Source organism: Saccharopolyspora endophytica (assembly GCF_018070075.1).
GTDB classification, from domain to species: Bacteria; Actinomycetota; Actinomycetes; order Mycobacteriales; family Pseudonocardiaceae; genus Saccharopolyspora; species Saccharopolyspora endophytica.
Genome location: NZ_JAGPXE010000008.1, coordinates 160,448 through 185,735, shown reverse-complemented (window position 1 = coordinate 185,735; position 25,288 = coordinate 160,448). Strand labels below are relative to the sequence as shown.

Sequence of the window (25,288 nt, the reverse complement as noted above, 5' to 3'; positions counted from 1 at the left end):
ATGTGCGTCAGGTAATGCGCAATCGCTTTGTCAGGAGCTCGTTACCGCGCTGTGTTCCGAGTTGAAATGTTCGGTCACGAAGCGTGTTGTGCCGAATTCGCAGTCCGCGTGGTCTGGTCCGCGACCAGCACCGTCACGTCGTGGTCACGCCCGGTTCGGTGCAGCACGAGTTCGGCCAGAAGACCCAACGAGATCATCTGAACTCCGAAGATCTCCAACAGAATCCCGAGCGTCAGAAGTGGACGAGTTCCGATCGACTCGTCGGTGAACAACCACACCCCGGTCAAGTACAGCAGCACCAGAGTCCCCAGCGTTCCCGCCAGCATCCCGAGCCCGCCGAACAGGTGCGCCGGACGGCGTCCGTAGCGGGTCAGCGCCATCACCGTGAGCAGGTCCAGCGCGCCGCGGGCGTAGCGCTCCAGCCCGTACTTGGACACCCCGTGCTGCCGCGCCCGGTGGTTGACCGTCCGCTCCACCACGCGGTAGCCGAGCTGGTGAGCCAGCGCCGGGATGTAGCGGTGCAGCTCCCCGTACAGCGGAACCCGCCGGTACACCTCGGTGCGCGCCGCCTTCAGCCCGCAGTTGTGGTCCGACAGCCGCAGCCCGGTGATCAGGCCGGTGAACCAGTTGAACACCTTCGACGGCAGCCGCTTGCCCAGCGGGTCCTTGCGCTGCGCCTTGTGGCCGCTGACCAGGTCCGCCCCGGAGTCCAGCTCGGCCAGCAGCCGGGGGATCTCGGAGGGATCGTCCTGCAGGTCGGCGTCGAGGGTGACCATGAGCTCGCCGCGCAGCTCGGAGACCCCGGCGGCCAGCGCGGCGGCCTTGCCGAAGTTGCGGCGTAGCCGGATGCCCCGGATGCGCGGGTCCAGCGCGGCGTGCTCGGTGATGGCCTGCCAGCTGTCGTCGGTGCTGCCGTCGTCGACGATCACGAGCTCCCACTCGCGGTGCTGGCCTGCCATGGCTTCGCTGATCTCGGCGAAGAGCTTCGGCAGGCTGTCGCGCTCGTCCTTGGCGGGAGCCAGCAGTGAGACTTCCGGGACCTTCATCGCGCCACCTGCGGTTTCTCGGTGAGCGGCCGGATCCACCAGCCGTCGGGGAACTGGAACGCCACGCGCAGCGGACCCGGCTGGGCGGGGGCGACGGCCTGGAAGCCGAGCCCGCTCTCGATGCCGGGCGTGGCGGCCTCGGCGTCCGAGCGCGGGATGTCGACCACGCCGCCGCCGACGACCGTCCCGGTCTGGTCGAGCACGGCCACGCAGCGAGCGCGTTCGATGCCGGAGATCGCCCAGCCCTTGAGCATCCGCGCGCCGCCCTGGACCTGGTCGGTCTCGGCGTTGAGCACGACGTCGCGGCCGTCCGGTCGCGGTTCGCGCAGCGAGTCGACGCTGGGCGTGCGCCAGGTCGCGGTGCTGACCCGGTCGCCGACGTTGAGCCCGTCGGGGCAGCCGAGCGAGAACTCCGGGGAAAAGGGGTAGTGCCCGAGCGCCTGGAGGCGGGGCAGCAGCTGGCCCGGTGAGGGGAAGCGGTCGGTGAAGGCGTCGGGATGCCCGATCCGCGCGGCGACCGCCAGCAGCTGCTGGTTGGGTGCGTCGGCCCGCACGCTCTGCGCCATCGGCGCCCCGAGCGCGACCGTGGCCAGCGCGGTGGCGCCCACCGCGACCGCGCGGAACCGCGGCCAGCGCGCCCAGGCGACCACGATGACCAGCACCGCGATCCACAGCGCGGCGGTCATGCTGTTGTAGCGGCTCTGCAGCCCGGCCGACTCGCCGAACGCGGCGCGCGAGCCGGAGATCATCACCGCGCAGCCCAGCGCGTACAGCGCCAGCCCCCACCACGGCGCGGCGATCCGCCGCTCGGCGGTGGTCTGGTTCGCGTGCAGCACCAGCACGCCGAGCCCGGCCACGCCCGCCAGCAGCGCGACCGAGGGTTCGGTGCCGGTCCACACCATGCCGAGCATGCTCAGCCCGGCCAGCATCGCCTGCGCCGGATCATCGGTCGGCGAGCTCCCGCCGCCGCCCTGCGGGCCGCGCAGCACCAGCCAGGTCGCGACCACCACGAGCCCGACCACCAGCGGGGTGGCGATCCACTTCCGCCGGTCGCCGCGCAGCCACGCCACCAGCGCCAGCGCCGGCCACACCGCGAAGGAGGTGCCGTAGCTGATCGAGGCCAGCAGGCCCAGCACCACGGCGATAGCGCGGTGCTCCCGGTGCATCGCCAGCAGCGCGCCCAGGACCAGCAGCATCGCCAGGATCCACGAGGCGCCGCTCATCGAGCGCACGTAGTTGTGGATGCCGTGCGGGTTGAACACCAGCGTCGAGGTCGCCGCGAGGAGCCCCGCCCGCTGCCAGGCGTCGAGGTGCTTCGGCAGCATCGCCAGCACCAGCAGGACGCAGCCCACGCCCATCGCCAGCACGGCCAGGCCCAGCGGCTGGTTGAGGCCGTGGCCGAAGCGGGCGCTGAGCCAGAACAGCAGGCTCGGCAGCACGAACGGGTGCTCGTTGCGGAATCCCAGCAGCGCTTCGGGACGCAGCGAGCCGTCGACGTCGGTGATGTCGAGCAGGACCCACCAGTAGTCGTAGAAGTGCATCTGCGGGTAGCGCAGGATCTCGCGCAGCATCATCAGCGGCGGCACGACGGCCGACAGCTCCAGCAGCAGCGGACCGAAGCGGCGCACCGGCCCGGGCGCGGCGGATGTCGTGGGTGCGGCGGCCTGGCGGTCGGTCTGCGAAGCGGTGTCAGTCACTCTGCGTTTCCCTAGATCATCACGGGCGGCCACTGACGGTAGCAAGGGCAGGTCACGATGGTTGCGGAACGGGGGAATCTGGCCGGGATGCGCCACGACGGCGGGGGCGGTTCGCCGGTCCGCGGCGAGCTCGCTTATGCTGTTCCGGCTCGCCCGTCAGCGCGTGATCCGCGGATCCGCACTGGTGGTACCGCCCCGGTCGATCGGGGACGGAAACCTGGTCTGTATGATGGGTGAGAACTTCTCGCCGCCGGACGGGCGGAGAGATTAAACGCCTGTTTCGAGTGCGGTCGCTCGCGCGGTCCTCGCTGCTGAGACAGGAACCCACCGAGACGCTGCACCAGCGGCGTGGTAGGAAGCCCCGATCCTCGTGATCGTGGCGGACGTCCGCCGCAACCTGGTGAATTAGCGAAACCGAGCAGCAGGAGACTTCCGACTCATGTACGCGATCGTCAAGACCGGCGGCAAGCAGTACAAGGTGGCTGTCGGGGACGTCGTCGAGGTCGAGAAGCTCGATGGCGAGCTGGGCTCCGAGGTCGCGCTCCCGGCGGTTCTGGTCGTCGATGGCTCCGAGGTCACGACCGACGTCGACGCGCTGACCAAGGTGTCGGTGACCGGCGAGCTGGTCGAGCAGACCAAGGGCCCCAAGATCCGCATCCACAAGTTCAAGAACAAGACCGGCTACCACAAGCGCCAGGGTCACCGTCAGAAGCTGACCCGGGTGAAGGTCACCGGCATCAACAAGTGAGGACCTGAGTAGTCATGGCACACAAGAAGGGCGCATCCAGCTCTCGGAACGGCCGCGACTCGAACCCCAAGTACCTCGGGGTGAAGCGCTACGGCGGCCAGGTCGTCAAGGCCGGTGAGATCCTGATCCGTCAGCGTGGGACCAAGTTCCACCCGGGTCTGAACGTGGGTCGGGGCAACGACGACACCCTGTTCGCGCTGTCCGCCGGTACCGTCGAGTTCGGACGTTACCGCGGCCGCAAGGCCGTCAGCGTGCAGCCCGTCGAGGCCTGATCCGGCTCTCGACGCAGGCCAGCAACTTCCCGGCGAGGGGCGGAACCGGCATGACCGGGCCGCCCCTCGCTTTGTGTTGTCCGGGGTGACCTGCACCGCGATCGGGAAGCGCGCCGGTCGCGCCGCTGTTGCAATCGAGACCAAGAGCTCTACCCGCCGGGCGGCCGCTCGGCTCGATCTTCCTGGAGGCATTCGTGTCGCGGTTCGTTGACCGCGTGACCATCAGCGTCGCCGCGGGCGACGGTGGAAATGGCTGCGCCTCGGTGCACAGGGAGAAGTTCAAGCCGCTGGGCGGTCCGGACGGTGGCAACGGAGGCAAGGGCGGCGACGTCCGCCTCGTCGTCGACTCCGGCGTGCACACCCTGCTCGACTTCCACTACCGGCCCAACGCCCGCGCCGTGAAGGGGCAGCCCGGCAAGGGCGGCCACCGCAACGGCGCCCAGGGCGAGGACCTGGTGCTGCCGGTCCCGGACGGCACCGTCGTGCTGACTCCCGACGGTGAGGTGCTGGCCGACCTGGTCGGCACGGGAACCACCTTCATCGCGGCGGCCGGCGGTCGCGGCGGCCTCGGCAACGCCGCGCTGGCCTCCAAGGCCCGCAAAGCGCCGGGCTTCGCGCTGCTGGGCGAGCCCGGCGAAGAGCTGGAACTGGTGCTGGAGCTGAAGTCGGTCGCCGACGTCGGCCTGCTCGGTTTCCCGTCGGCGGGCAAGTCCTCGCTGATCTCGGTGGTCTCGGCCGCGAAGCCGAAGATCGCCGACTACCCGTTCACCACCTTGGTCCCCAACCTGGGCGTGGTGACCGCGGGCGAGACGGTGTTCACCGTCGCCGACGTGCCCGGCCTGATCCCCGGCGCCAGCCAGGGACGCGGTCTGGGCCTGGACTTCCTGCGGCACATCGAGCGCTGCGCGGTGCTGGTCCACGTGGTCGACTGCGCCACGCTGGAGCCGGGCCGCGACCCGATCTCCGACATCGACGCGCTGGAGAACGAGCTCGCCGAGTACACCCCGGCGCTGGCCGCCGAGCAGGGCGGCGCCGACCTGGCCGACCGCCCGCGCATGGTGGTGCTGAACAAGATCGACGTGCCGGAGGCCCGCGAGCTCGCCGACTTCGTGCGCGCGGAGGTCGAGGAGCGCGGCTGGCCGGTCTTCGAGATCTCCACGGCGTCCCGCGAGGGCCTGCGCGAGCTGAGCTTCGCGATGGGCGCCGAGGTCGAGCGCTACCGCGAGACGCTGCCCGAGCCGGAACCGGCGCGCGTGGTCGTCCGGCCGACCGCGGTCGACGACGGTGGCTTCACCGTCGAACCCGACCCGGAGGACGAGGACGCCTTCATCGTGCGCGGCGAGAAGCCGGAGCGCTGGATCCGGCAGACCGACTTCAACAACAGCGAGGCCGTGGGCTTCCTCGCCGACCGGCTGGCGAAGCTGGGCGTGGAGGAGGCGCTGGCCAAGCAGGGCGCCGAGCCCGGCAGCCAGGTCACCATCGGCACCATGACCTTCGACTGGGAGCCCTCCACCCCGGCCGGGATGGCCAACCTGCTCGGTCGGCGCGGCCACGACCTGCGGCTGGAGTCCGACGACCGGGTTTCGGCGCACGAGCGCAAGATCGCCAAGCAGGTGCGCCGCGGTAGCGGGCTGGACGAGTTCGGCCGCTACGTCGGGGGCGAGGAGGAGGACGACGAGTGAGCCTCTCGGCGGCTCGGCAGGCGGTCGCGGCCGCGCAGCGGATCGTGGTGAAGGTCGGTTCGTCCTCGTTGACGACCACCGAGGGCGGCTTGGACTCCGAGCGGCTGTCGGTCCTGGTGGACACGGTCGCGAAGCGGGTCGCCGCCGGGGGGCAGGTCGTGCTGGTCTCCTCGGGCGCCATCGCCGCCGGGATCGCGCCGATGGGCCTGCGCCGCAGGCCGAAGGACCTGGCGACGCAGCAGGCCGCGGCGTCGGTGGGGCAGCTGGCGCTCGCGCACGCCTACGCCGAGTCGTTCGCCCGCTTCGACCTCACCGTCGGCCAGGTGCTGCTCACCGCCGATGACGTGGTGCGCCGCAGCAACTACCGCAACGCGCAGCGCACTCTGAACCGGCTGCTCGGGCTGGGCGTGGTGCCGGTGGTCAACGAGAACGACACGGTGGCCACCACCGAGATCCGCTTCGGCGACAACGATCGGCTGGCCGCGCTGGTCTCGCACCTGGTCGGTGCCGACGCGCTGATCCTGCTGTCCGATGTGGACGCGCTCTACGACGGTGATCCGCGCAAGGGCGGCTCGAAGGTGATCCGCGAGGTCACCGGTGCCGCCGACATGGCCGGCGTCGACGCGGGCAGCTCGGGTGCGTCCGGGTTGGGCACCGGCGGAATGGCGTCGAAGGTCGCGGCGGCGAAAGTCGCCTGCACCTCCGGTATTCCGGTCCTGCTCACGTCGTCGGCCAACGCCGAGAGCGCCTTGGGGTCGGCGGACGTGGGAACGGCGTTCGCCGCGACCGGGAACCGCCTGTCGGCCCGGCGCTTCTGGCTCGCCCACGCCGCCGGGGCCAACGGCCGCCTCTGGCTGGACGACGGTGCCGTCTCTGCGGTGGTCAAGCGCCGCCGGTCCCTGCTGGCCGCCGGGATCACCGCGGTCGAGGGCGCTTTCGACGGCGGTGACGTCGTCGAACTCCTCAGCCCGACCGGCAAGGTCGTGGCCCGCGGTGTCGTCGCCTACGACGTCGAAGAGCTCCCGACCCTGATCGGTCGTTCCACTCACGACCTGCCGCCCGAGCAGCGCCGAGAGGTCGTCCACGCCGACGACCTCGTGCCGCTGCGCTGACTCAGCGCAGCTCGGTGGCCCGGGTCTCGGGCAGCGTGCGGATGACGAAGAACGCGATCACCGCGCCCACCGCGATGTACCAGAAGAAGCCCGTGGCGATGCCGAACTCGGCGAAGGCCTGGATGACCAGCGGTGCCGTGCCGCCGAAGACGGCGACGGTGAGGTTGTACCAGGCGCCGATGCCCAGGCCGCGCAGCTCGGTGGGGAACAGCTCCGACATGATCGCCGGCGCGATCGAGGTCATCGCGGTGTAGAGCCCGACACCGACGCAGAACACGACGAGCAGTCCGCCCAGACCCGGCCGCACCAGGCTGGACAGCGGCACGATGAGGATCGCGGTGGCCGCCGACCACACCAGCAGCTGCGGTTTGCGGCCGTAGCGGTCGGACACCGCGCCCATCGGGTACTGCAGCGCGATGAACAGCGCCGTCGCGATGGACAGCGCGAGGAACACGTCGGTGGCGTCGGCGTCGCGGTTCTTCACCGCGAACGGAGTCAGCGCGCTGAAGAACGTGTAGTAGCACAGCGTCGAGAGCATCGAGAACCCGATGAGCTGCCCGACCGCCTTGGGGTGCTCCCGCAGCGTCATCATCAGCGGGCTCTTCAGGGCCTTGGCCTTGGTCTTGTTCTCCTCGTACTGCTCGGTCTCGGTCAGCGTGCGCCGCAACCACATGCCGACGAGCCCGAGCACGCCGCCGACGATGAACGGGATCCGCCAGCCGTAGGAGGTGAGCTGGTCCTCGCTGAGCACGGAGGTCAGCAGGAATCCCAGCAGGGAGGCGATGAGCAGCGCGGCACCCGTGGAGATGTAGAAGAACGACGAGTACCGGCCGCGCCGCGACGGAGGCGCGATCTCGGCGAGGTAGGCCGAGGCGTTGGAGACCTCGCCGCCGAGCGAGAGGCCCTGCCCGATGCGGGCGAGGATGAGCAGGATCGACGCCAGCCATCCGATGGACTCGAAGGTCGGCAGGATGCCGATGATCAGCGACCCGCCGGCCATCAGCGAGATCGTCACCAGCATCGCGGTCTTGCGGCCGCGCAGGTCGGCGAAGCGGCCGAGCATCCAGCCGCCGAGCGGGCGGAAGAAGAACGCGAGCGCGAACGTGGCCAGCGTGTTGATCAGGGCCCATTCGCCGGGGAAGAACGCGGAGGCGAAGTAGACGCTGAACGCGGTGTAGATGGTCCAGTCGTACCACTCGATGGCGTTGCCGATGCTCGCCGCGACCAGCGTTCGGACCGGGAGTTTGTGCTCCACCGCTTCGTCCTGGGACATCGCAACCTCCGCGTCGCGCCCGAGAGTGGGGTGCCGACACGGTAAGCGCTCGACCGCATGGGCGAAAGGTCCGAGTCCTCATTGGAATCGGGAAATCCAGGTGAGCGGGACGCGTCCGCTGGTGCAGACTGCCCGGATGACCGAGGTGCGCGCGCTGGCGGACGAGCTGGTGGAGGTTCTCGTCGCCGAGAACCCGCTCTACGAGATGTTGCAGGGCTTGCCCGGAACCGGCGACCGGCTCAACGATCCGGACGAGGACGCCGAGGCCGCTCTGCGCTCCCGCGCCTCGCGCATCGCCGACGCCGCGCGCGGCCTCGACGGCGACGACCTCACCCGGGAGGTGGTGATCGCCGAGGCGGAGGCCGTGGCCACCCGCATCGGTTCCTGCCTGGTCGAGCACACGATGCACGACTCGGCGGTCTCGCCGCTGGGCAGGCTGATGGAGATGCTCCCGCAGCGGCAGCCCGAGAACCCCGATCAGGAGCGGGACTACCTGACCGCGTTGGCGGCGGTTCCGGACTTCCTGGCCAAGAGCGGCAGGCGGCACCTGGCCGGTGCGCGGGCAGGACGGCTGCCGGTCGCTCGCCGGGTGCGCGTCGCGATCGAGCACCTCGACGCTCATCTGGCCGCACCGCAGGACGACCCGCTGCGCAGGCCACCGCTGAGCTCCGAGGAGGAGCGGGATCGCCTGCTGAGCGAGGAGATCAGGCCCGCGTTCGCCGCCTACCGCGACGTCTTGCGCGAGCTTCCCGGCAGGTCCGACGACGAACCCGGCCTCTGCTTCCTCCCCGACGGCGGCCAGACCTACACCGCCCTCGCCCGCATGCACACCACGACCGACCGCACACCGGAGGAGCTGCACCGCACCGGGCTCGACCTGCTGGCCGAGCTCGACCAGGAGTACGCCGAGATCGGTTCACGGGTGTTCGGCCTGCGCGATGCCGCCGAGATCCGGCAGCGGATGCGCACCGACTCCGCGCTGCGCTGGTCCAGCGGCGAGGAGCTGCTCGCGGCCGCGAAAGCCGCTGTGGCCAGGGCGGAAGCCGCCGCGCCCAGCTGGTTCGGCCGGACGCCGAAGCACCGCTGCCGGGTCGAGCCGTTCCCCGCGGACCAGGCGCCGGACGCCGTCGGCGCCGCGTACCTGCCGGGGCCGGTGGACGGATCCCGGGCCGGGACCTACTTCGCCAACACCCACGCGGCCGAGCAGCGTCCGCGCTTCCTCGCCGAGGCCTTGGCGTTCCACGAGGCGGTTCCCGGCCACCACTTCCAGATCAGCCTCGCCCAGCAGCTCGACGACGTCCCGCTGATCCGCAAGGTCGTCGGGTTCAACGCCCACATCGAGGGCTGGGGCTTGTACGCGGAACGGCTGGCCGACGAGATCGGGCTCTACAGCGACGATCTCAGCCGCCTGGGCATGCTCGCCATGGACTCCACGCGCGCCGCTCGGCTGGTCGTCGACACCGGCCTGCACGCCTTCGGCTGGCCCCGGTCGAAGGTGGTGGACTTCCTGCGCGGCCACACGCTCCTGCCCGAGGTGGAGGTGCAGAGCGAAACCGATCGTTACATCGAAGCGCCCGGCCAGGCGCTGTCCTACATGGTCGGACGGCTGGAGATCCAGCGGCTGCGCGCGCAGGCCGAACGCCATCCGGGGTTCGACCTGCACGCCTTCCACGACTTGGTGCTGGCCCACGGCCCGCTGCCGCTGCCGGCGCTGGCCGAGGCGGTGGTCAGCTGGTCGAGGCGAGGGTGAACGGCAGCACCGCGGGCGCGCCGGCCCGGCGGATCATGCGTCCGACGACCGTTGCGGTCCAACCGGTGTCGGCGTAGTCGTCCATCAGCAGCACCGGACCGTCCAGGGCCGCCAGCTGGCCCGCCAGCTCCTCGTCGATCTTGAACTGGCGCCACAGCGAAGCGACCCGCTGCGCGCTGTTGGTGGCGCGGTTCGGCATCGTGTTCGGGTTGGTCAGGACCTCGCCGAGCAGCGGCAACCGGCCGATCCCGGCGATGCGCTCGGCCAGGCTGCGCACCAGCTTCGGCCGCGTCCGCGAGCCCAGGGCCACGACGCCCACCGGGCGCTGCTCCCACTCCCACGCGGCCAGCACCTTGATCGCGGCCTGGAACAGGTCGTCCGGCAGCTCCTGGTCGGGAGCCCCGGTGGCCAGCAGTTCCCGCAGCCGGTTGCCCCAGCCGATGTCGGTGAGCCTGCCGATCGCGCGACCCGTGGTGGCCTGCTCGTCGGCGGGCAGCTTGCCGGAGGCGTCCACGCCCAGAGCGGACATGCCGCTCGGCCACATCTTGCGCGGCGCGATGTCCACGCCCGGCCGCTGCAAACGCTCCTGCGCCTGCTGCACGGCCTGCTCGTCGACCTCGGCGGAGTAGCCCGACCCGGTGCAGTTGTCGCAGCGCCCGCAGGGTTCGGCGTGCGGGTCGTCGAGCTGGCGGCGCAGGAACTCCATCCGGCAGGACGACGTGGCCTGGTAGTCGATCATCGCCTGCTGCTCGGCCTGGCGCTCGGCCTCGATCCGCCGGTAGCGCTCGGCGTCGTAGTGCCACGGCTCGCCCGTGGCCTCCCAGCCGCCCTTGACCCGCTGGACCGCGCCGTCGACGTCGAGGACCTTGAGGACCATCTCCAACCGGTTGCGGCCCAGCTCCACGTGCGGTTCCAGGGCGGCGGTGGAGAGCTTGCCCTGCTCGGCGAGGGTGTCGAGCACGGCGCGCACGGTGTGCTCCGGCGGGAACGCCAGCGAGGCGAAGTAGCTCCAGATCTCGCGGTCCTCCGGGCCGGGCAGCAGCAGCACCTCGGCGCGCTGCACGCCACGACCGGCACGACCGATCTGCTGGTAGTAGGCGATCGGCGAGGACGGGGCGCCCACGTGCACCACGAAACCGAGGTCGGGCTTGTCGAAGCCCATGCCGAGGGCGGAGGTGGCCACCAGCGCCTTGACCTTGTTCTCCAGCAGGTCGGCTTCGGCCTGCTCCCGCTCGGCCGGGTCGGTGCGGCCCGAGTAGGCCGCGACCTCGTAGCCCTGCTCGCGCAGGTAGGAGGTGATCTCGTGGGCCGCGGCGACCGTGAGGGTGTAGATGATGCCGGAGCCGGGCAGTTCCTTGAGCTGCCCGGCCAGCCAGCCCAGCCGGGCCTGCGCGGTGGGCAGCCGCACCACGCCGAGCCGCAGGCTCTCGCGGTCGAGCGCGCCGCGCAGCACCAGCGTCTCCTGCGGATCGGTGAACTCGCCGCCGACGCCGAGCTGGTCGGAGACGTCGGCGACCACGCGGTCGTTGGCGGTGGCGGTCGTGGCCAGCACCGGAACGCCCTCGGGCAGTTCGGTGAGCAGCGTGCGCAACCGCCGGTAGTCGGGGCGGAAGTCGTGGCCCCAGTCGGAGATGCAGTGCGCCTCGTCGACCACCAGCAGCCCGGCGTTCTGGGTGAGCTCGGGCAGGATCGTGTCCCGGAAGTCGGGGTTGTTGAGCCGCTCCGGGCTGACCAGCAGCACGTCGACCTCGCCCGCGGCGACGCGCTCCTCGATGTCGGTCCATTCCTCGGGGTTGGCCGAGTTGATGGTGGCGGCGTGCACCTCGGCGTTGGCCGCGGCGGCGACCTGGTTGCGCATCAGCGCCAGCAGCGGCGAGACGATCACGGTCGGTCCTTCGCCGAGTTCGCGCAGCAGCGCGGTGGCGATGAAGTAGACCGCCGACTTGCCCCAGCCGGTGCGCTGCACGACCAGCGCGCGGCGGCGTTCGAGTACCAGCGCGCGGATCGCCGCCCACTGGTCCTCGCGCAGCGCGGCCTCGGGGCCGGCCAGTGCTCGGAGTCGTTCTTCGGCGAGTTCCCGCAGCGCTTCTTCGTCCACGTCCCGAATTCCTACCGGACGCCGCTGACGCCACGCGCCCGGGGCAGCGCGGGCGTGTCGGGAACTCCTTGGTCGGGCCCGCGGCGCTGCGGCGTCCGGAGCCGCTCGACCGGTTCCCGGGGGCTGCTGCGCGGCCCCGCAGCGGAGCTGGAGCTTCCGGATCCGGGGGTTCTCGGTGTTGCCGGTGGCGGTGTCCTGAGGGGCGGGAAATGCGTTGCCGGGCGCGTGCGGTCACGGATTAGGCTGGTGGGGTGACCGTCATCGAGTTCCCCACCTCTGACAAGGCGACCGGCGACGACCTGCGCGACCAGGTGCGCGACGCCGCCCGCCGCGCCCGCGGGGCCTCCGCCGAGCTGGCGCAGGCCACCCGCGGTGCCAAGGACGCGCTGCTGCAGGACATGGCCGACGAGCTGGTCAAGCGCGCGCCGGAGATCTTGGAGGCCAACGAGCGCGACGTCGCCGCGGCCCGCGAGTCCGGGATGACCGAGGCGCTGATCGATCGGTTGATCCTGAGCACCGGCCGGGTCGAAGCAATGGCCGACGGTCTGCGCACGGTCGCCGGGCTGCCGGACCCGGTGGGGGAGGTGCTGCGCGGCCAGGTGCTGCCCAACGGCGTCCAACTGCGCCAGGTGCGGGTGCCGCTCGGCGTGGTCGGCATCGTCTACGAGGGCCGCCCGAACGTGACGGTCGACGCCGCCGGTCTGACCTTGAAGTCGGGCAACGCGGTGCTGCTGCGCGGCTCGTCGTCGGCGGAGAGCTCCAACACCGCGCTGGTGTGGATCCTGCGCGACGTCGTCGCCCGGCACGGTCTGCCGATGGACGCCGTCCAGCTGCTGCCCTGCCACGACCGGGCCTCGGTGCACCACCTGATCACCGCTCGCGGACTGGTCGACGTGGTCATCCCGCGCGGTGGCGCCGGCCTGATCTCGGCGGTGGTCGAGCAGTCCACGGTTCCGGCCATCGAGACCGGTGTGGGCAACTGCCACGTCTACGTCGACTCCAGCGCCGACCTCGACATGGCGCTGCGGATCCTGCTGAACTCCAAGGCCCGCCGCCCGAGCGTCTGCAACTCCGCGGAGACCTTCCTGGTGCACGCCGACATCGCCGAGGAGTTCCTGCCCCGCGCGATCGCCGAGCTGTCCGAAGCAGGCGTGACGGTGCACGGAGATGAGCAGGTCGTGGCGGCCGGCGGGCCGAACGTCGTGCCCGCCACCGACGAGGACTGGGACACCGAGTACCTGTCGCTGGACATCGCCGCTGCCGTCGTCGAGTCGCTGCCCGCCGCCGTCGAGCACATCCGCGAGCACGGCTCCGGGCACACCGAAGCCATCGTGACCAGCGATTTCCGCGCCTCTCAGCAGTTCACCGCGCAGGTCGACGCGGCCGCGGTGATGGTCAACGCCAGCACCGCCTTCACCGATGGCGGGGAGTTCGGGATGGGTGCCGAGATCGGCATCTCCACCCAGAAGCTGCACTCGCGGGGCCCGATGGGGCTGCCGGAGCTGACCTCCACCAAGTGGCTCGCGTTCGGCGACGGCCACGTGCGGCCGGGTTCCGCCCCGGCCAAGCCGGGGAGCTGAACTTGACGCAGGCGCCGCGACGCAAGCGCGACTCCGCCGCCACCAAGGAAGCCCTGCTGCAGGCCGCCTCGGAGCTGTTCACCGAGCGCGGTTTCAGCGCGACGACGGTGCGCGACGTCGCGGCGCGTGCTGGGGCCAACCAGGCGCTGCTGTTCCGCTACTTCGGTTCGAAGCAGGAGCTGTTCGCGGCGGTCCTGACGCGCAACAGCGAGCAGGTGATCGCGGAGCTCTCCGCGGAGGAGCTGCCCCGGCAGCTGCTGATCAACCTGCTCGACAGCGCCGAGCCCAACGGGGAGCACCCGCTGGTGGCGATGCTGCGTTCGTGGAGCGACGAGCGGGCGGCGGAGATGCTGCGCGGCGAGTTGGGCGCCCGCTACACCGAGCGTCTTTCGGAGCTCTCCGACGCCGAGGACGCGCAGTTGCGCGCCGATCTCGTGCTGGCGTGGGTGTTCGGCATCGGGATGGTGCGCTCGGTGCTCGGGAAGAGCCCGCTGGCGGAGGCCGACCCCGAGATCATCGTCCGCTACGTCACCCGTGCGGCATCCGTCCTGCTGGAGCGAACGGACTTTTCGAACGATCGCTGATCGCGGCGTGCGCAGCGTCTTTCCCGGGCGTACGGTGCGTTTGTAAGCGACTGCTTACAAACGAGTTGTCCCCCGGGGAGCTGCGCATGACCACCACGGAGCCGCGGACGTATCCGTTCAACGTCGCCGAGGCGCTCGACCTCGACCCGCTCTACGCCCAGCTGCGCGCGCAGGAGCCGTTGAGCCGCGTCAAGCTGCCCTACGGCGAAGAGGCCTGGCTGGCCACCCGCTACGAGGACGTCAAGGTCGTCCTCGGCGATCTGAGGTTCAGCCGCGCCGAAACGATGGAGCGCGACGAACCGCGACTGCGACCGCGCCAGCAGGTCGGCGGAATCCTGAGCATGGACCCGCCCGACCACACCCGCCTGCGACGGCTGGTGGCCAAGGCTTTCACCCAGCGCCGCGTCGAGAAGCTGCGCCCGCGCACCCAGGACATCGCCGACGGCCTGGTGGGCTCGATGATCGAGCGGGGCGGCCCGGTCGACGTGGTCGAGGCTTTCGCGCTCCCGCTGCCGATCACGGTGATCTGCGAGCTGCTGGGCGTGCCCTTCGAGGACCGCGAGGACTTCCGGGTCTGGTCGGACGCGTTCCTGTCGACCAGCAAGCTCACCGCCGAGCAGGTCACCGACTACACGGACCGGATGATGGACTACATCGCCGGTCTGATCGCGCAGCGCCGGGCCGAGCCCGCCGACGACCTGATCACCGGGCTCATCGCTGCCCGCGACGAGCACGACAAGCTCAGCGAGGACGAGATGGTCCGGCTGGCCGCCGGAATCCTCGTCGCCGGGCACGAGACGACCGCCTCGCAGATCCCCAACTTCCTCCACGTGCTGCTGACCCACCCCGAGCAGCTGCGGCGGTTGCGCGCGGACCTGGACCTGATCCCGTCGGCCGTCGAGGAGCTGCTGCGCTTCGTGCCGCTGGGCGTCGGCGCCGGTTTCGCGCGGTACGCCACCGAGGACGTCGAGCTCGGCGGCGTGCTGGTGCGCGCGGGTGAACCGGTGCTGTCGAGCATCGGCTCGGCCAACCGGGACGAAGCGGTCTTCGACGACCCGGAGACGGTGGACCTGGCGCGCGCGGAGGCGTCCCACGTCGGCTTCGGGCACGGCCCGCACCACTGCCTCGGCGCCCAGCTGGCCCGGATGGAGCTGCAGGTCGCGCTGCGCACCCTGCTCACCCGGCTGCCGGGTCTGGACTTCCCGAACTCGCCCGAGCAGGACGTGACGTGGAAGACGGGACTTCTGGTTCGAGGTCCCCAGCGGATGATGGTGTCGTGGCAAGGTGTCGAGTGATCTCGCTCATGCGGACGGAAGAGGTGAGCTGATGAGTTGGTCGATCGAGATCGACACGAACACCTGCATCGGGTCGGGGATGTGCGCCGGGGTCGCCCCGGACCACTTCGAGCTGGTCGAGGGCTATTCGAAGACCCTGCAGGACCGGTCCGAGCCCTCCGAGGAGGTCGTGGACGCCGCCGAGTCCTGCCCGGTGGAGGCGATCCTGGTCAAGGAGGTCGCGACCGGGAAGGTCATCGCGCCGGAGGGGTGACCGGCGTCACGCCAAAAGTACCGTCATGATTCCCGGCGCGCGCGGGTCCCACTCGTGCGCGCCCAAGAGGCAGCGCCCGCGATCCGAAGTGGGCCCCCAGCCGCGGAGGATCGCGCAGGGCGGCGGGGTCCGGTCGAGGGGGGAGCCTGGACCGGACCCCGCAGCCGGCTGCGGTCCCGGCGTGGGGTTTGAGGGGATCCGTGCCGGGACCGTGGCCTCCGACACCCCGGGGTGACCCGCTGACGTGCCTGGTCGTGACGCTTATCTAGGGTGGTCAGCTATGTCTCGTCGCCGGATCGGGGTCATGGGTGGCACCTTCGATCCCATTCATCACGGACACCTCGTGGCCGCCAGCGAAGTGCAGGCGCAGTTCGGCCTCGAACAGGTGATCTTCGTGCCCACCGGGCAACCGTGGCAGAAGAGCCACGAGGTCGTCTCGCCGGCCGAGGACCGCTACCTGATGACCGTGATCGCCACGGCCTCCAACCCGCGGTTCCTGGTCAGCCGGGTGGACGTCGACCGCAAGGGGCCGACCTACACCGCCGACACGCTCACCGACCTCCACGAGCAGTTCCCGGACGCTGATCTGTACTTCATCACCGGGGCCGACGCGCTGGAGCAGATCCTGTCCTGGCACCGGGTCGAGGAGATGTTCGAGCTGGCCCACTTCATCGGCGTCACCAGGCCCGGTTACTCGCTCAACAGCGCGCACCTGCCCGACGGGTCGGTGTCGCTGGTCGAGATCCCGGCGATGGCGATCTCCTCCACCGGCTGCCGCGACCGGGTCCGGGCGGGCCTGCCGGTCTGGTACCTCGTGCCCGACGGCATCGTGCAGTACATCACCAAGCGCGGCCTCTACCGCGATGATGTTCCCGCCGAGTGGGGCCCGTAGCAGGGGTCGTCCGTTTCGACGAGGCTTGATGGGGACTCCGCGCCCCGGTCGCCACGAGGTGGTGCCCGGGTCGCAGAGCGCCGGAGCCCCGCCGAGAGCGGCGAGCGGCAGATACCACCTCGTTGGCCGAAGACGCTCATCAGGGGTGTTGTCGCTGGTCGGGAGGTCTCGTGGTGCACTTCATCACCGAGCGCGGCTTCCGCGGCGGAGCTCTGGCGGGATGGGGCCCGCAAGGGCGATTGAACCCGAGCGCACCGCTCGGGGATAAAGGACTTGTATGCGAAGGCCGGGCGGCTCCTGGTCGGGACCGGCGGCCTATCCTGCTACCCGGCATGGGCACACCGAGCCCGGCCGAGAGGAGTGACGTGGCAGCCACCGAGAACGCCCGCGAGCTGGCCCTGATCGCCGCCCAAGCCGCGGCCGACAAGAAGGCCACCGACGTGGTCCTGCTGGATGTCTCCGAGCAGCTGGTCATCACCGACTGCTTCATGATCGCGTCGGCATCGAACGAGCGGCAGGTCGAAGCGATCGTCGACTCGGTCGAGGAGAAGCTGCGCGCGGCGGGCGTCAAGCCGGTCCGGCGCGAGGGCGCCCGCGAGGGCCGGTGGGTCCTGCTGGACTTCGTCGACGTCGTGGTGCACGTCCAGCACGCCGAGGAGCGCTCCTTCTACCAGCTGGAGAAGCTGTGGAAGGACTGCCCGCGGATCGAGTTCGTCGATCAGGGCGTGCCCGCCGAGGAAGACGAGTGAGCCTCGACCGGCTCGTGCTGTGGCGGCACGGCGAGACCGACTACAACCTCGCCGGCCGCATCCAGGGTCACCTCGACAGCTCGCTGACCGCCAACGGCGTCGAGCAGGCCGAGCAGGCCGCTCCCTCCATCGCCGCGTTCGAGCCGTCGGTGGCCATCAGCTCCGACCTGAACCGCGCGCGCACCACCGCCGCCGCCTACGCCAAGGTCAGCGGCGAGCCGGTGAAGCTGGACAAGCGGCTGCGGGAGACCCACGTCGGGGAGTGGCAGGGGCTCAGCGGAGCCGAGGTCGAGCACGGCTGGCCCGGTGCGCTGAACACCTGGCGGGCGAACCCGGACTGGGCGCCGCCCGGCGGCGAGTCCCGCATCGAGGTCGCCACCCGTGCCGTCGAGGTCGTCACCGAGCTCGACGACCACTACGAGGGAACCGCGCTGCTGTGCGCGCACGGCGGGCTGATCACCGCGCTCACCGCGAAGCTGCTGGCGCTGCCGGTGGAGCTGTGGCCGGGTCTGGGCGGGGTGCGCAACTGCCACTGGGTGGTCCTCAACCGCCGCAGCCCCAGCGATCACCGTTGGCGCCTGATGGTCTACAACGCCGGGGCGCAAGCCCACGTGTGATCGCATCTGCCGTCTGACGTCGTAGGGTTGCGTCCGTGTCCATTGCCGTCGTCACCGATTCCACGGCGTACCTGCCGTCCGGATACGCCGCGCGGTACGGGGTTCGGGTCGTTCCGCTGCACGTCAGCGTGAACGGTGGCAAGCACGTCTACGAGACCGAGTTCTCGCCTCGCGACCTCGCTGAGGCGCTGGAGAACAAGCACCGGGTGACCACCGCGAGCGCCACCTCGGGAGAGCTGGCCCGCGCTTATCGGCAGGCGCTGGACGACGGCGCCGAGGGGGTCGTGGCGGTGCACCTGTCCCGGCAGCTGTCGGGGACCTGGGACGCCGCTCGGCTGGCCGCGCGCGAGACAGACCCGGACCGCGTGCGGGTGGTGGACTCGCGGTCGGCGGCGATGGGGCTGGGGTTCTCCGTGCTCGGAGCCGCCGACGCCGCTCAGGCGGGCGCCGACCTGGACGAGGTGGAGCACACCGCTGCGGTGACGGCCGCGCGCACGACCACCGTGTTCTCCGTGCAGACCCTGGAGTACCTGCGCCGAGGTGGGCGCATCGGCACCGCGGCGGCGGTGCTGGGCACGGCGCTGTCGATCAAGCCGTTGCTGCACGTCGACGACGGGCGCATCGACGCGCTGGAGAAGGTGCGCACCACGACTCGCGCGATGGCGCGGCTTCGCGACGTCTCGCTGGACGCGGCCGGTTCCGGTTCGGCGGCGATCGCGGTGCACCACCTCGCCGCCGCGGAGCACGCAGAGGAGCTGGCGGCGCGGTTCACCGCCGAGCTGGGGGAGTCGGTGGAGTGCGTCGTCTCGGAGGTCGGCGCGGTCATCGGGGCGCACATCGGCCCCGGATCCGTGGGCGTGGTGGTTCTCCCGAACGGGTGGCGTTTCGGCGCGTGAAAACCCTTCGGGGTGCGGATTCCACACCATCGAGCTGAATCTCGGCGAGGCTTGGTCCACAGTAGTCAGATACATGAAAAATGATGGTGCGCAACGCATTTCGGTCGCGCTACCGTCGACGGCATGTTCGACACCAAGCTCTTCCGCGCCGCTGACGACGACTCCTACGAGCAGCTCGACACCCGGTCCCGGTTGCAGACGCTGCGCCGCGAGGCCGAGCACGACGAGCCGACGCGACGACTCGAGCCCAACTACTCGGTGAAACCGCCCGGCGGCGGCCGAAGTTCGCCGCTGTCGCGGTTCGCCGAGCGGTGGCTGCCCGAATCCTTGCTGAGGTCGAGGGTGGACCCCGGTCGCGCCGGTGTGCTCGCGCTGTCGTTGGTGGCGGCCCTCGTGCTGCTCGGCGTGCTCGTCCTCGCCTGGTCCGGCCGCCCGACGGCCGAGTCCGCTCCGCCACCGCTTCCGGCTCCGCCACCACCGGTGTCGACCAGTGCCGCCGTTCCCGCGGAGCTGGTGGTCAGCGTCGTCGGCCGAGTTCAGCGCCCCGGTCTGGTCACGGTCTCGGCCGGTGCGCGCGTCGCCGACGCGGTGTCGGCTGCGGGCGGGCCGCTTCCCGACACCGACCTGACCGGGCTCAACCTCGCTCGCCGCCTGACCGACGGCGAGCAGCTCTACGTCGCGATCCCGGTGCCACCGGAGGCTCAGCCAGGGCAGACCGGCGCGGGTGCCGGCGGCGACGGCAAGGTCGATCTCAACACCGCGACGAAGGAGCAGCTCGATGGACTACCAGGGGTCGGCGAGGTCACCGCCGAGCGAATCCTGCAGTGGCGCACCGAGCACGGCCGCTTCGGCTCGGTGGATCAGCTCCAGGAGGTCGGCGGGATCGGCGAGGCTCGGCTGTCCAAGCTGCGCGATCTGGTGCGGGTGTGATCCGGCGGCTGGACCTGCGGCTGGTCCCGGCGGCAGCGGCGGTCTGGGCGGTGACGCTGCTCGGTCTGCTGGCGGGCTGGGTTCCGGCCGCGGTGACGGCGCTGGCGGCGGCGTTGCCGGTGGTCCTGATGATCTCGCGGCGGTCGGGGTCCAAGGCGGTCCTGGTGGTTCTGCTGCTCGCCGCGGTGTCGGCGACCGGCATCGCGATCCGGGCCCACGACGTCGAGGAACATCCGCTCCGCCGCGCGGCGGATGCCGGTGAGCAGGTGGTGCTGCGGGTGGAGCTGACGGCCGCGCCGACTCCGCTGCGAGGGGCGGCGTTCGGCGCCAGCCGGGCGCAGGACCGCTCGCTGGCCAGAGCGGAGCTCGTGACCGCCGAGACCACCGGACGCCGGTACGCGGCAGGCGGTTCGGTGGTGCTGCTGGTGCCGACCGAGTCGTGGCGCGGACTGATCGCCGGGCAGCGGCTCACGGTCCGGGGCAAGGCGGCGCCGCCGCGCGACGGACAGCTCGTCGTGGCGGTGGTCCCGGTCTACCGGGCGCCGGGCGAGGTCGCTGCTCCACCGGAGTGGCAGCGCGTGGCCGCGGACATGCGTGCGGGACTGCGCGAGATCGCGGGACGGCACCTGGGGCCGGAAGCGGCCGGGCTGCTGCCGGGACTGGTCGTCGGCGATACCAGCGGGCTGGACCCGGAGGTGGAGCAGGAGTTCGAGACGGCGGGCCTGAGCCACCTGACGGCCGTCTCGGGGGCGAACCTGGCGATCGTGTGCGGTGCGGTCCTGGTGCTGCTGCGCCTGCTGGGCATGGGGCCGGTGGTCTGCGCGCTGGGCGCGGGTGCGGCGCTGGTCGGGTTCGTCGCCCTGACCGGGCCCGAACCGAGCGTGCTGCGGGCCGCGGTGATGGGAGCCATCACGCTGTTCGCGCTGGTGCTGGGCCGTCGTCGCTCGGCGCTGCCTGCGCTGGCGGCGAGCGTGATCGGGCTGCTGCTCCTGCTGCCGGAGCTGGCGGTCAGCGCGGGGTTCGCCCTGTCGGTCGCGGCCACGGCGGGCCTGGTGCTGCTGGCGCCGGTGTGGGCGGCGGCGTTGCGGGCGCGCGGCGTTCCGGTCGGGCTGGCCGAGGCGATCGCCGTTCCGGTGGCCGCGCACGTGGTCACCGCGCCGTTGATCGCCGCGATCTCCGGAGGCGTGAGCCTGGTGGCGGTGCCGGCCAACCTGCTGGCGGCGCCGGTGATCGCCCCGGCGACGGTGTTCGGCGTGCTGACCACCGTCATCGCACCGGTGTCGACGTGGGCGGCGGCGGTCGGTGTCGTGCTGGCCGGACCGGAGTTGGAGTGGGTGCTGCTGGTCGCCGACCGCGCCTCGGCGGTGCCGGGCGCGGTGTTCGACTGGCCGACGGGCACCGGCGGTGGACTGCTGCTGGCGGTTCTGCTGCTGGTGGGGTTGATCGCGTTGCGAGGAAGGAGGATTCGGCTGCTCGCGGTGGTCGCGGTGCTGCTCAGCGCGCTGGTCGTGCTGCCGGTGCGCACCATGCTGCCGGGCTGGCCCGCGCGGGGCTGGAGCGTGGTGGCCTGCGACGTGGGGCAGGGCGACGGACTCGTGCTGGCGACCGGGAGACCGGAGGAAGCCGTCGTGGTCGACACCGGACCGGACCCGCGCCGGGCGTCGAACTGCCTGCGGCGACTGGGGATTCGCCGGGTGTCGATGGCGGTGCTCACGCACCTGCACGCCGACCACGTCAGCGGCCTGCGCACGGTGCTGGGCGAGATCCCGGTCGGCGCTGTGGCGATCGGGCCGTTGCGCGAACCGGGGTGGGCCTTCGACGACTTGGTGCGCGACACCCGCGCGCACCGCACGCCGATCGTCACCCTGCAGGCCGGGCAGCGGCTGGCGTGGCCGGGTCTCGTGCTCGACGTCCTCGCCCCCGGTCCGGGCGTGACCCGGACGCAGACCGCCGACGACGCCAACGACGCGTCGCTGGTGATCCGCGCGACCACCCCGGCGGGGCGCGTGCTGCTCACCGGTGACGTGGAGCTGCCGGGGCAGGGGCGTCTGGTGTCCTCCGGCGCGGATCTGCGAGCGGACGTGCTCAAGGTTCCGCACCACGGATCCCGTTACACGACACCGCGCTTCCTGCGGGCGGTGCGGCCGAGGCTCGCGCTGATCAGCGTCGGCGCGGGCAATGACTACGGGCACCCGAACCCGTTCGTGATCGACACGCTGGCCCGCGCGGGCACCCGGGTGCTGCGCACCGACCAGGAAGGAGACATCGCGGTCCTGCCCGGGCCGCAGGGGCCTCGGTTCGTGGCACGCGGAGACCCGCTGCGCGCCACCGACAACTGAGGTGTCCGAAGTGGACGAAAAGGTGGGTGGCGTCCCGTCGGGACACCACCCACCCTTGAGAGAGGAGGATTCGCCTACAACCGAATCAGAGGCCGAGCGCCTGGTTCACCGACTCGGTGTTCGGGGCGACGGTGGCCTTCGGGCCGAGCTCGCCCTCGACGGCGTCCAGGGTCTTGAGGCCGTCACCGGTGATCAGCAGGACCGTCTCGGCATCCGGGTCGATCTTGCCGGCCTCGATGAGCTTCTTGGCGGTCGCCACGGTCACGCCACCGGCGGTCTCGGCGAAGATGCCCTCGGTGCGGGCCAGCAGCCGGATGCCGGCGCGGACCTCGTCGTCGGTGACGTCCTCGATGGCACCGCCGGTCTTGCGGACGATGTCGAGCACGTACGGACCGTCGGCGGGGGCGCCGATGGCCAGCGAGCGGGCGATGGTGTCCGGCTTGACCGGCTGCACGACGTCGTGGCCGTTGCGGAAGGCGGTGGAGACCGGGGAGCAGCCCGAGGCCTGCGCGCCGAAGATCTTCACCGGGCTCTCGTCGACCAGGCCGACCTGGGCGAACTCGTTGAAGCCCTTGTAGACCTTGGTCAGCTGCGAGCCGGAGGCGATCGGCACCACGATCTGCTCGGGGATGCGCCAGCCCAGCTGCTCGGCGACCTCGAAGGCCAGGGTCTTGGAGCCCTCGGAGTAGTAGGGCCGGACGTTGACGTTGACGAACGCCCAGTCCTCGTGCTCGCCGGCGAGCTCGGTCGCGAGCCGGTTGACGTCGTCGTAGTTGCCGTCGACGGCCAGCAGCGAGCCGTCGTAGACCGCGCTCATCAGGATCTTGGCGCGCTCGAGGGTCTTGGGCACCAGCACGACCGAGTCCCAGCCGGCGCGGGCAGCGGCGGCGGCCACGGCGTTGGCGAGGTTGCCGGTCGACGGGCAGGCCAGCACCTTGAACCCGAACTCGCGGGCGGCGGCCAGTGCGACGGCGACGACGCGGTCCTTGAAGGAGTGCGTGGGGTTGCCGGTGTCGTCCTTGATCCAGATCTTCTTCACGCCGAGGGCCTTGGCGAGGTTGTCCGCCTGGATCAAGCGGGTACAGCCGGGCTCGGTGTTCGGGATCTGGTCGACGTTGCCCGGAACCGGCAGGAACTGCTTGTAGCGCCAGATCGACCGCGGACCGGCCTCGATCTCCTCGCGGCGGATCTTGCCGAAGTCGTAGGCGACCTCAAGCGGCGAGAAGTCTTCGAGGGAGACGAATTCGGGAGCCAGCGGCTGCCGGTGTCCCTCTTCCTTGGACACCAGTTCGACGGCGTTGCCGAGATCGAACTTCTTGCCGGCGGTCGTGTTGGCGGGGGCAGCAGCAGTCATCGCGCGAGGTCCTCTCCTCATCTGTCCCGCGGACGGGTCGGAATTGGCACCTGTTCCGTCCGTGACCTCGCGCCGGTTTTTTGCACGATGCAGCGGACGAACGGTTGCCGGGGCTTCAACGGGCCGTTCCCTCTGCCCCTCTGGATGAGCTATTCGGTTGTGAGGGCAACGTTAGTTGAACGAATGCATTCCTGGCCAGTGCGCATCCAGATGGCGAGACTGTCGCGGGCCCGTGGGACCATTCCTCCATGAGCTCACCGACCGTTGTCGCGGACCCGCTGCACTTGGTTCTCGGAGACGAAGAGCTGCTGGTGGAGCGCGCGATGTGGGCTGCGGTCGGGGCAGCCCGAGCGGCCGATCCGGAGGCCGATTTCAGCAGGGTGAAGGTGAGTGAGCTCACCCCTCCGGAGCTGGCCGAAATGCTGAGTCCCTCGCTGTTCGCAGAGGCCCGCGTGCTGGCGATCGAATCGGCTCAGGACGCGGGAAAGGAGATCGCCGAGGCCTTGTTGCTGCACGCCAAGCAGCCGGCCGAGGGCGTGACCCTGATCGTCCTGCACAACGGTGGCGGGCGGGCCAAGCACGCCAAGGAACTGCCCAACGCGCTGAAGAAGGTCGGCGCCCGGGTCACCGAGTGCAAGAAGCTCACCAAGCCCGCCGACCGCGAGGCGTTCGTCCGCGACGAGATCCGCCGCGCGGGCGGCAAGTCCGACTCCGGCGGGGTCAGCGCGCTGATCGAGGCGGTCGGCTCGGACCTGCGGGAGCTGTCGGCCGCGGCCTCGCAGCTGGTGGCCGACACGGGCGGCAAGATCGACGCGGACGCGGTCGGCCGCTACTACCGGGGCCGCGCCGAGGTGACGGGGTTCGCCGTCGCGGAGAAGGCCGTGGTCGGTGACCGGGCGGGAGCGTTGGAGGCGCTGCGCTGGGCGATCCAGCTCGGCGTGCCGCACGTGCTCATCGCCGACGCCCTGGCCGACTCGGTCCGCACGATCGGCCGCGTCGCGGCTGCGGGCGGGCGCAACGATCCCTACCGCCTGGCAGGCGATCTCGGCATGCCCGCCTGGAAGGTCAAGAAGGCGCAGTCCCAGTCGCGCGGCTGGACGCCCACGAGCCTGGCGGCGGCGCTGCAGGTCGTCGCCGAGGTCAACGCGGGCGTGAAGGGCATGGCCGCCGACGCCGACTACGCCCTGGAGAAGACGGTTCTGCGCCTGGTCTCGCTGCGCAACCAGCGCACCTGATCACGCCACACCGAGCAGCACCACACCGGCGAGCACCACGACCGCGCCGGTCATCCGCCGCACCGGTTGCGCCTCGCCGAGCAGCCACCAGGCCAGCAGTCCGGCGATGACGATGCTCAGCTCCCGCGCCGGGGCCACCAAGCTCACCGGCGCCATCTGCATCGCGAACAGCACCAGGATGTAGGCCAGGGGAGACAGCAGCCCGACGGCGAGGATCTCCCGCCGGTGCTCGGCCCAGATCCGCGCGAGCGCACCGCGCCGCCGTGCGGCGTAGGGCGCGAGCATGGCGCTGCGGGAGAGGTTGTTGGCCCAGTCGAGCAGCAGCGGTGACAGCGCCAGCCCGGTCACGGCGTGCGCGTCCCACACCGTGTAGGTCGCGATCAGCGCTCCGGTCAGCAGTCCGAACCCGACTCCGGCGAGGTTCGCCCCGGCGCGGGGCATCCCGTCGGACAGGCCGATCACGAAGACTCCGGCGACGACCAGCAGACCGCCGCACACCCCGAGCCATCCCGGCCGCTCGTGCAGCACCAGCACCGCCACCAGCATCGACAGCATCGGCTCTGTGCCCCTGGCCAGCGGGTACACCACGGACATGTCGCCGACGGCGTAGCCGTTCTGCAGCAGCAGGAAGTAGCCGAGGTGGATGACGGCGCTGACCAGCACGCCCACCAGCCACGCGCCCGACGGGGGAGCGCCGCTGATCAGCAGCGCACCCGCGGCCACCGGCAGGTACAGCACGGCCGAGCAGGTCGCGGTCAGCCACACGAAAACCGGCCCGGACGAGCCGGCGCGCTTGGCGAAGAAGTTCCAGCCCGCGTGCGCGAAAGCGGCCAGGACGACGAGAACGACTGCGGCAGCGCCCATGAATCCGGGGAGCTGAGTTCCG

22 protein-coding genes and 1 riboswitch are annotated in these 25,288 nt (G+C 71.1%); of the genes, 16 read left to right on the top strand and 6 right to left on the bottom strand.

What is annotated here, in order from left to right; genetic code table 11:
• Positions 1–74: 74 nt before the first annotated feature.
• Positions 75–1,046 carry a glycosyltransferase family 2 protein gene (locus KBO27_RS19715; protein WP_210971369.1) on the bottom strand — a complete coding sequence of 324 codons (972 nt, stop codon included), beginning with the start codon at positions 1,044–1,046 and terminating at the stop codon, positions 75–77.
• Positions 1,043–2,743 carry a DUF2339 domain-containing protein gene (locus KBO27_RS19710; protein WP_210971368.1) on the bottom strand — a complete coding sequence of 567 codons (1,701 nt, stop codon included), beginning with the start codon at positions 2,741–2,743 and terminating at the stop codon, positions 1,043–1,045. Before KBO27_RS19710 ends, KBO27_RS19715 begins: the two co-directional genes overlap by 4 nt.
• A gap of 439 nt (positions 2,744–3,182) precedes the next feature.
• Here KBO27_RS19710 and rplU point away from each other — a divergent pair, with 439 nt between their 5' ends.
• The 4 genes from rplU (at position 3,183) to proB (ending at position 6,557) form a co-directional block, all read left to right on the top strand.
• A complete protein-coding gene (rplU, locus tag KBO27_RS19705) occupies positions 3,183–3,491 on the top strand; it encodes a 50S ribosomal protein L21 (protein WP_132676049.1) in 309 nt (102 codons plus the stop codon).
• A gap of 14 nt (positions 3,492–3,505) precedes the next feature.
• Complete coding sequence (gene rpmA / locus KBO27_RS19700; RefSeq protein WP_093421130.1) at positions 3,506–3,763, top strand: 50S ribosomal protein L27; 258 nt, start codon at positions 3,506–3,508, stop codon at positions 3,761–3,763.
• Between the two features lie 182 nt (positions 3,764–3,945).
• Positions 3,946–5,445, top strand: a complete 1,500-nt coding sequence (obgE, locus tag KBO27_RS19695) for a GTPase ObgE (protein ID WP_210971480.1) — start codon at positions 3,946–3,948, stop codon at positions 5,443–5,445.
• On the top strand, positions 5,442–6,557 hold the full coding sequence (proB, locus tag KBO27_RS19690; protein WP_210971367.1) for a glutamate 5-kinase: 1,116 nt from the start codon (positions 5,442–5,444) through the stop codon (positions 6,555–6,557). Before obgE ends, proB begins: the two co-directional genes overlap by 4 nt.
• A gap of 1 nt (position 6,558) precedes the next feature.
• Here proB and KBO27_RS19685 read toward each other — a convergent pair whose 3' ends face one another.
• Complete coding sequence (locus KBO27_RS19685; RefSeq protein WP_210971366.1) at positions 6,559–7,830, bottom strand: MFS transporter; 1,272 nt, start codon at positions 7,828–7,830, stop codon at positions 6,559–6,561.
• 136 nt (positions 7,831–7,966) lie between these two features.
• On the opposite strand from KBO27_RS19685, the gene KBO27_RS19680 reads away from it, so the two are divergent.
• Positions 7,967–9,580, top strand: a complete 1,614-nt coding sequence (locus tag KBO27_RS19680; RefSeq protein ID WP_210971365.1) for a DUF885 domain-containing protein — start codon at positions 7,967–7,969, stop codon at positions 9,578–9,580.
• Here KBO27_RS19680 and KBO27_RS19675 read toward each other — a convergent pair.
• Complete coding sequence (locus tag KBO27_RS19675; protein ID WP_210971364.1) at positions 9,558–11,678, bottom strand: RecQ family ATP-dependent DNA helicase; 2,121 nt, start codon at positions 11,676–11,678, stop codon at positions 9,558–9,560. The two genes, KBO27_RS19680 and KBO27_RS19675, sit on opposite strands and share 23 nt — an antisense overlap.
• Before the next feature lie 251 nt (positions 11,679–11,929).
• On the opposite strand from KBO27_RS19675, the gene KBO27_RS19670 reads away from it, so the two are divergent.
• From KBO27_RS19670 to KBO27_RS19625, 10 genes are all read left to right on the top strand, one after another.
• On the top strand, positions 11,930–13,258 hold the full coding sequence (locus tag KBO27_RS19670) for a glutamate-5-semialdehyde dehydrogenase (RefSeq protein WP_210971363.1): 1,329 nt from the start codon (positions 11,930–11,932) through the stop codon (positions 13,256–13,258).
• Positions 13,259–13,260: 2 nt separating this feature from the next.
• Complete coding sequence (locus KBO27_RS19665; RefSeq protein ID WP_210971362.1) at positions 13,261–13,842, top strand: TetR/AcrR family transcriptional regulator; 582 nt, start codon at positions 13,261–13,263, stop codon at positions 13,840–13,842.
• An 86-nt stretch (positions 13,843–13,928) separates the two neighbouring features.
• Positions 13,929–15,137 carry a cytochrome P450 gene (locus tag KBO27_RS19660; RefSeq protein ID WP_210971361.1) on the top strand — a complete coding sequence of 403 codons (1,209 nt, stop codon included), beginning with the start codon at positions 13,929–13,931 and terminating at the stop codon, positions 15,135–15,137.
• 31 nt (positions 15,138–15,168) lie between these two features.
• Positions 15,169–15,390 (top strand): ferredoxin, encoded by a 222-nt coding sequence (locus KBO27_RS19655; protein ID WP_210971360.1) that lies wholly within the window; start codon positions 15,169–15,171, stop codon positions 15,388–15,390.
• Positions 15,391–15,670: 280 nt separating this feature from the next.
• Positions 15,671–16,282: a nicotinate-nucleotide adenylyltransferase gene (gene nadD, locus KBO27_RS19650; RefSeq protein WP_210971359.1), complete on the top strand. Its 612-nt coding sequence runs from the start codon at positions 15,671–15,673 to the stop codon at positions 16,280–16,282.
• A 365-nt stretch (positions 16,283–16,647) separates the two neighbouring features.
• The gene (gene rsfS, locus KBO27_RS19645; RefSeq protein WP_132621059.1) at positions 16,648–17,031 is read left to right on the top strand and encodes a ribosome silencing factor; all 384 of its coding nucleotides are present in this window, start codon (positions 16,648–16,650) and stop codon (positions 17,029–17,031) included.
• Positions 17,028–17,648 carry a histidine phosphatase family protein gene (locus KBO27_RS19640; RefSeq protein ID WP_210971358.1) on the top strand — a complete coding sequence of 207 codons (621 nt, stop codon included), beginning with the start codon at positions 17,028–17,030 and terminating at the stop codon, positions 17,646–17,648. Before rsfS ends, KBO27_RS19640 begins: the two co-directional genes overlap by 4 nt.
• Positions 17,649–17,683: 35 nt before the next feature.
• Positions 17,684–18,544, top strand: a complete 861-nt coding sequence (locus KBO27_RS19635; protein WP_210971357.1) for a DegV family protein — start codon at positions 17,684–17,686, stop codon at positions 18,542–18,544.
• A gap of 123 nt (positions 18,545–18,667) precedes the next feature.
• A complete protein-coding gene (locus KBO27_RS19630) occupies positions 18,668–19,474 on the top strand; it encodes a ComEA family DNA-binding protein (protein ID WP_210971356.1) in 807 nt (268 codons plus the stop codon).
• Entirely contained in the window at positions 19,471–21,813 is a 2,343-nt protein-coding gene (locus KBO27_RS19625) for a DNA internalization-related competence protein ComEC/Rec2 (RefSeq protein ID WP_210971355.1), read from the top strand. Before KBO27_RS19630 ends, KBO27_RS19625 begins: the two co-directional genes overlap by 4 nt.
• Positions 21,814–21,898: 85 nt before the next feature.
• Here KBO27_RS19625 and thrC read toward each other — a convergent pair whose 3' ends face one another.
• Positions 21,899–23,167, bottom strand: coding sequence for a threonine synthase (gene thrC, locus KBO27_RS19620; protein ID WP_210971354.1), 1,269 nt, complete (start codon positions 23,165–23,167; stop codon positions 21,899–21,901).
• 14 nt (positions 23,168–23,181) lie between these two features.
• Positions 23,182–23,318: riboswitch (SAM riboswitch) on the bottom strand.
• Between the two features lie 97 nt (positions 23,319–23,415).
• Here thrC and holA point away from each other — a divergent pair.
• The gene (holA, locus tag KBO27_RS19615) at positions 23,416–24,402 is read left to right on the top strand and encodes a DNA polymerase III subunit delta (protein ID WP_210971353.1); all 987 of its coding nucleotides are present in this window, start codon (positions 23,416–23,418) and stop codon (positions 24,400–24,402) included.
• Here holA and KBO27_RS19610 read toward each other — a convergent pair whose 3' ends face one another.
• Positions 24,403–25,266, bottom strand: coding sequence for an EamA family transporter (locus KBO27_RS19610; RefSeq protein ID WP_210971352.1), 864 nt, complete (start codon positions 25,264–25,266; stop codon positions 24,403–24,405). It abuts the gene before it with no gap.
• Between the last annotated feature and the right edge of the window lie 22 nt (positions 25,267–25,288).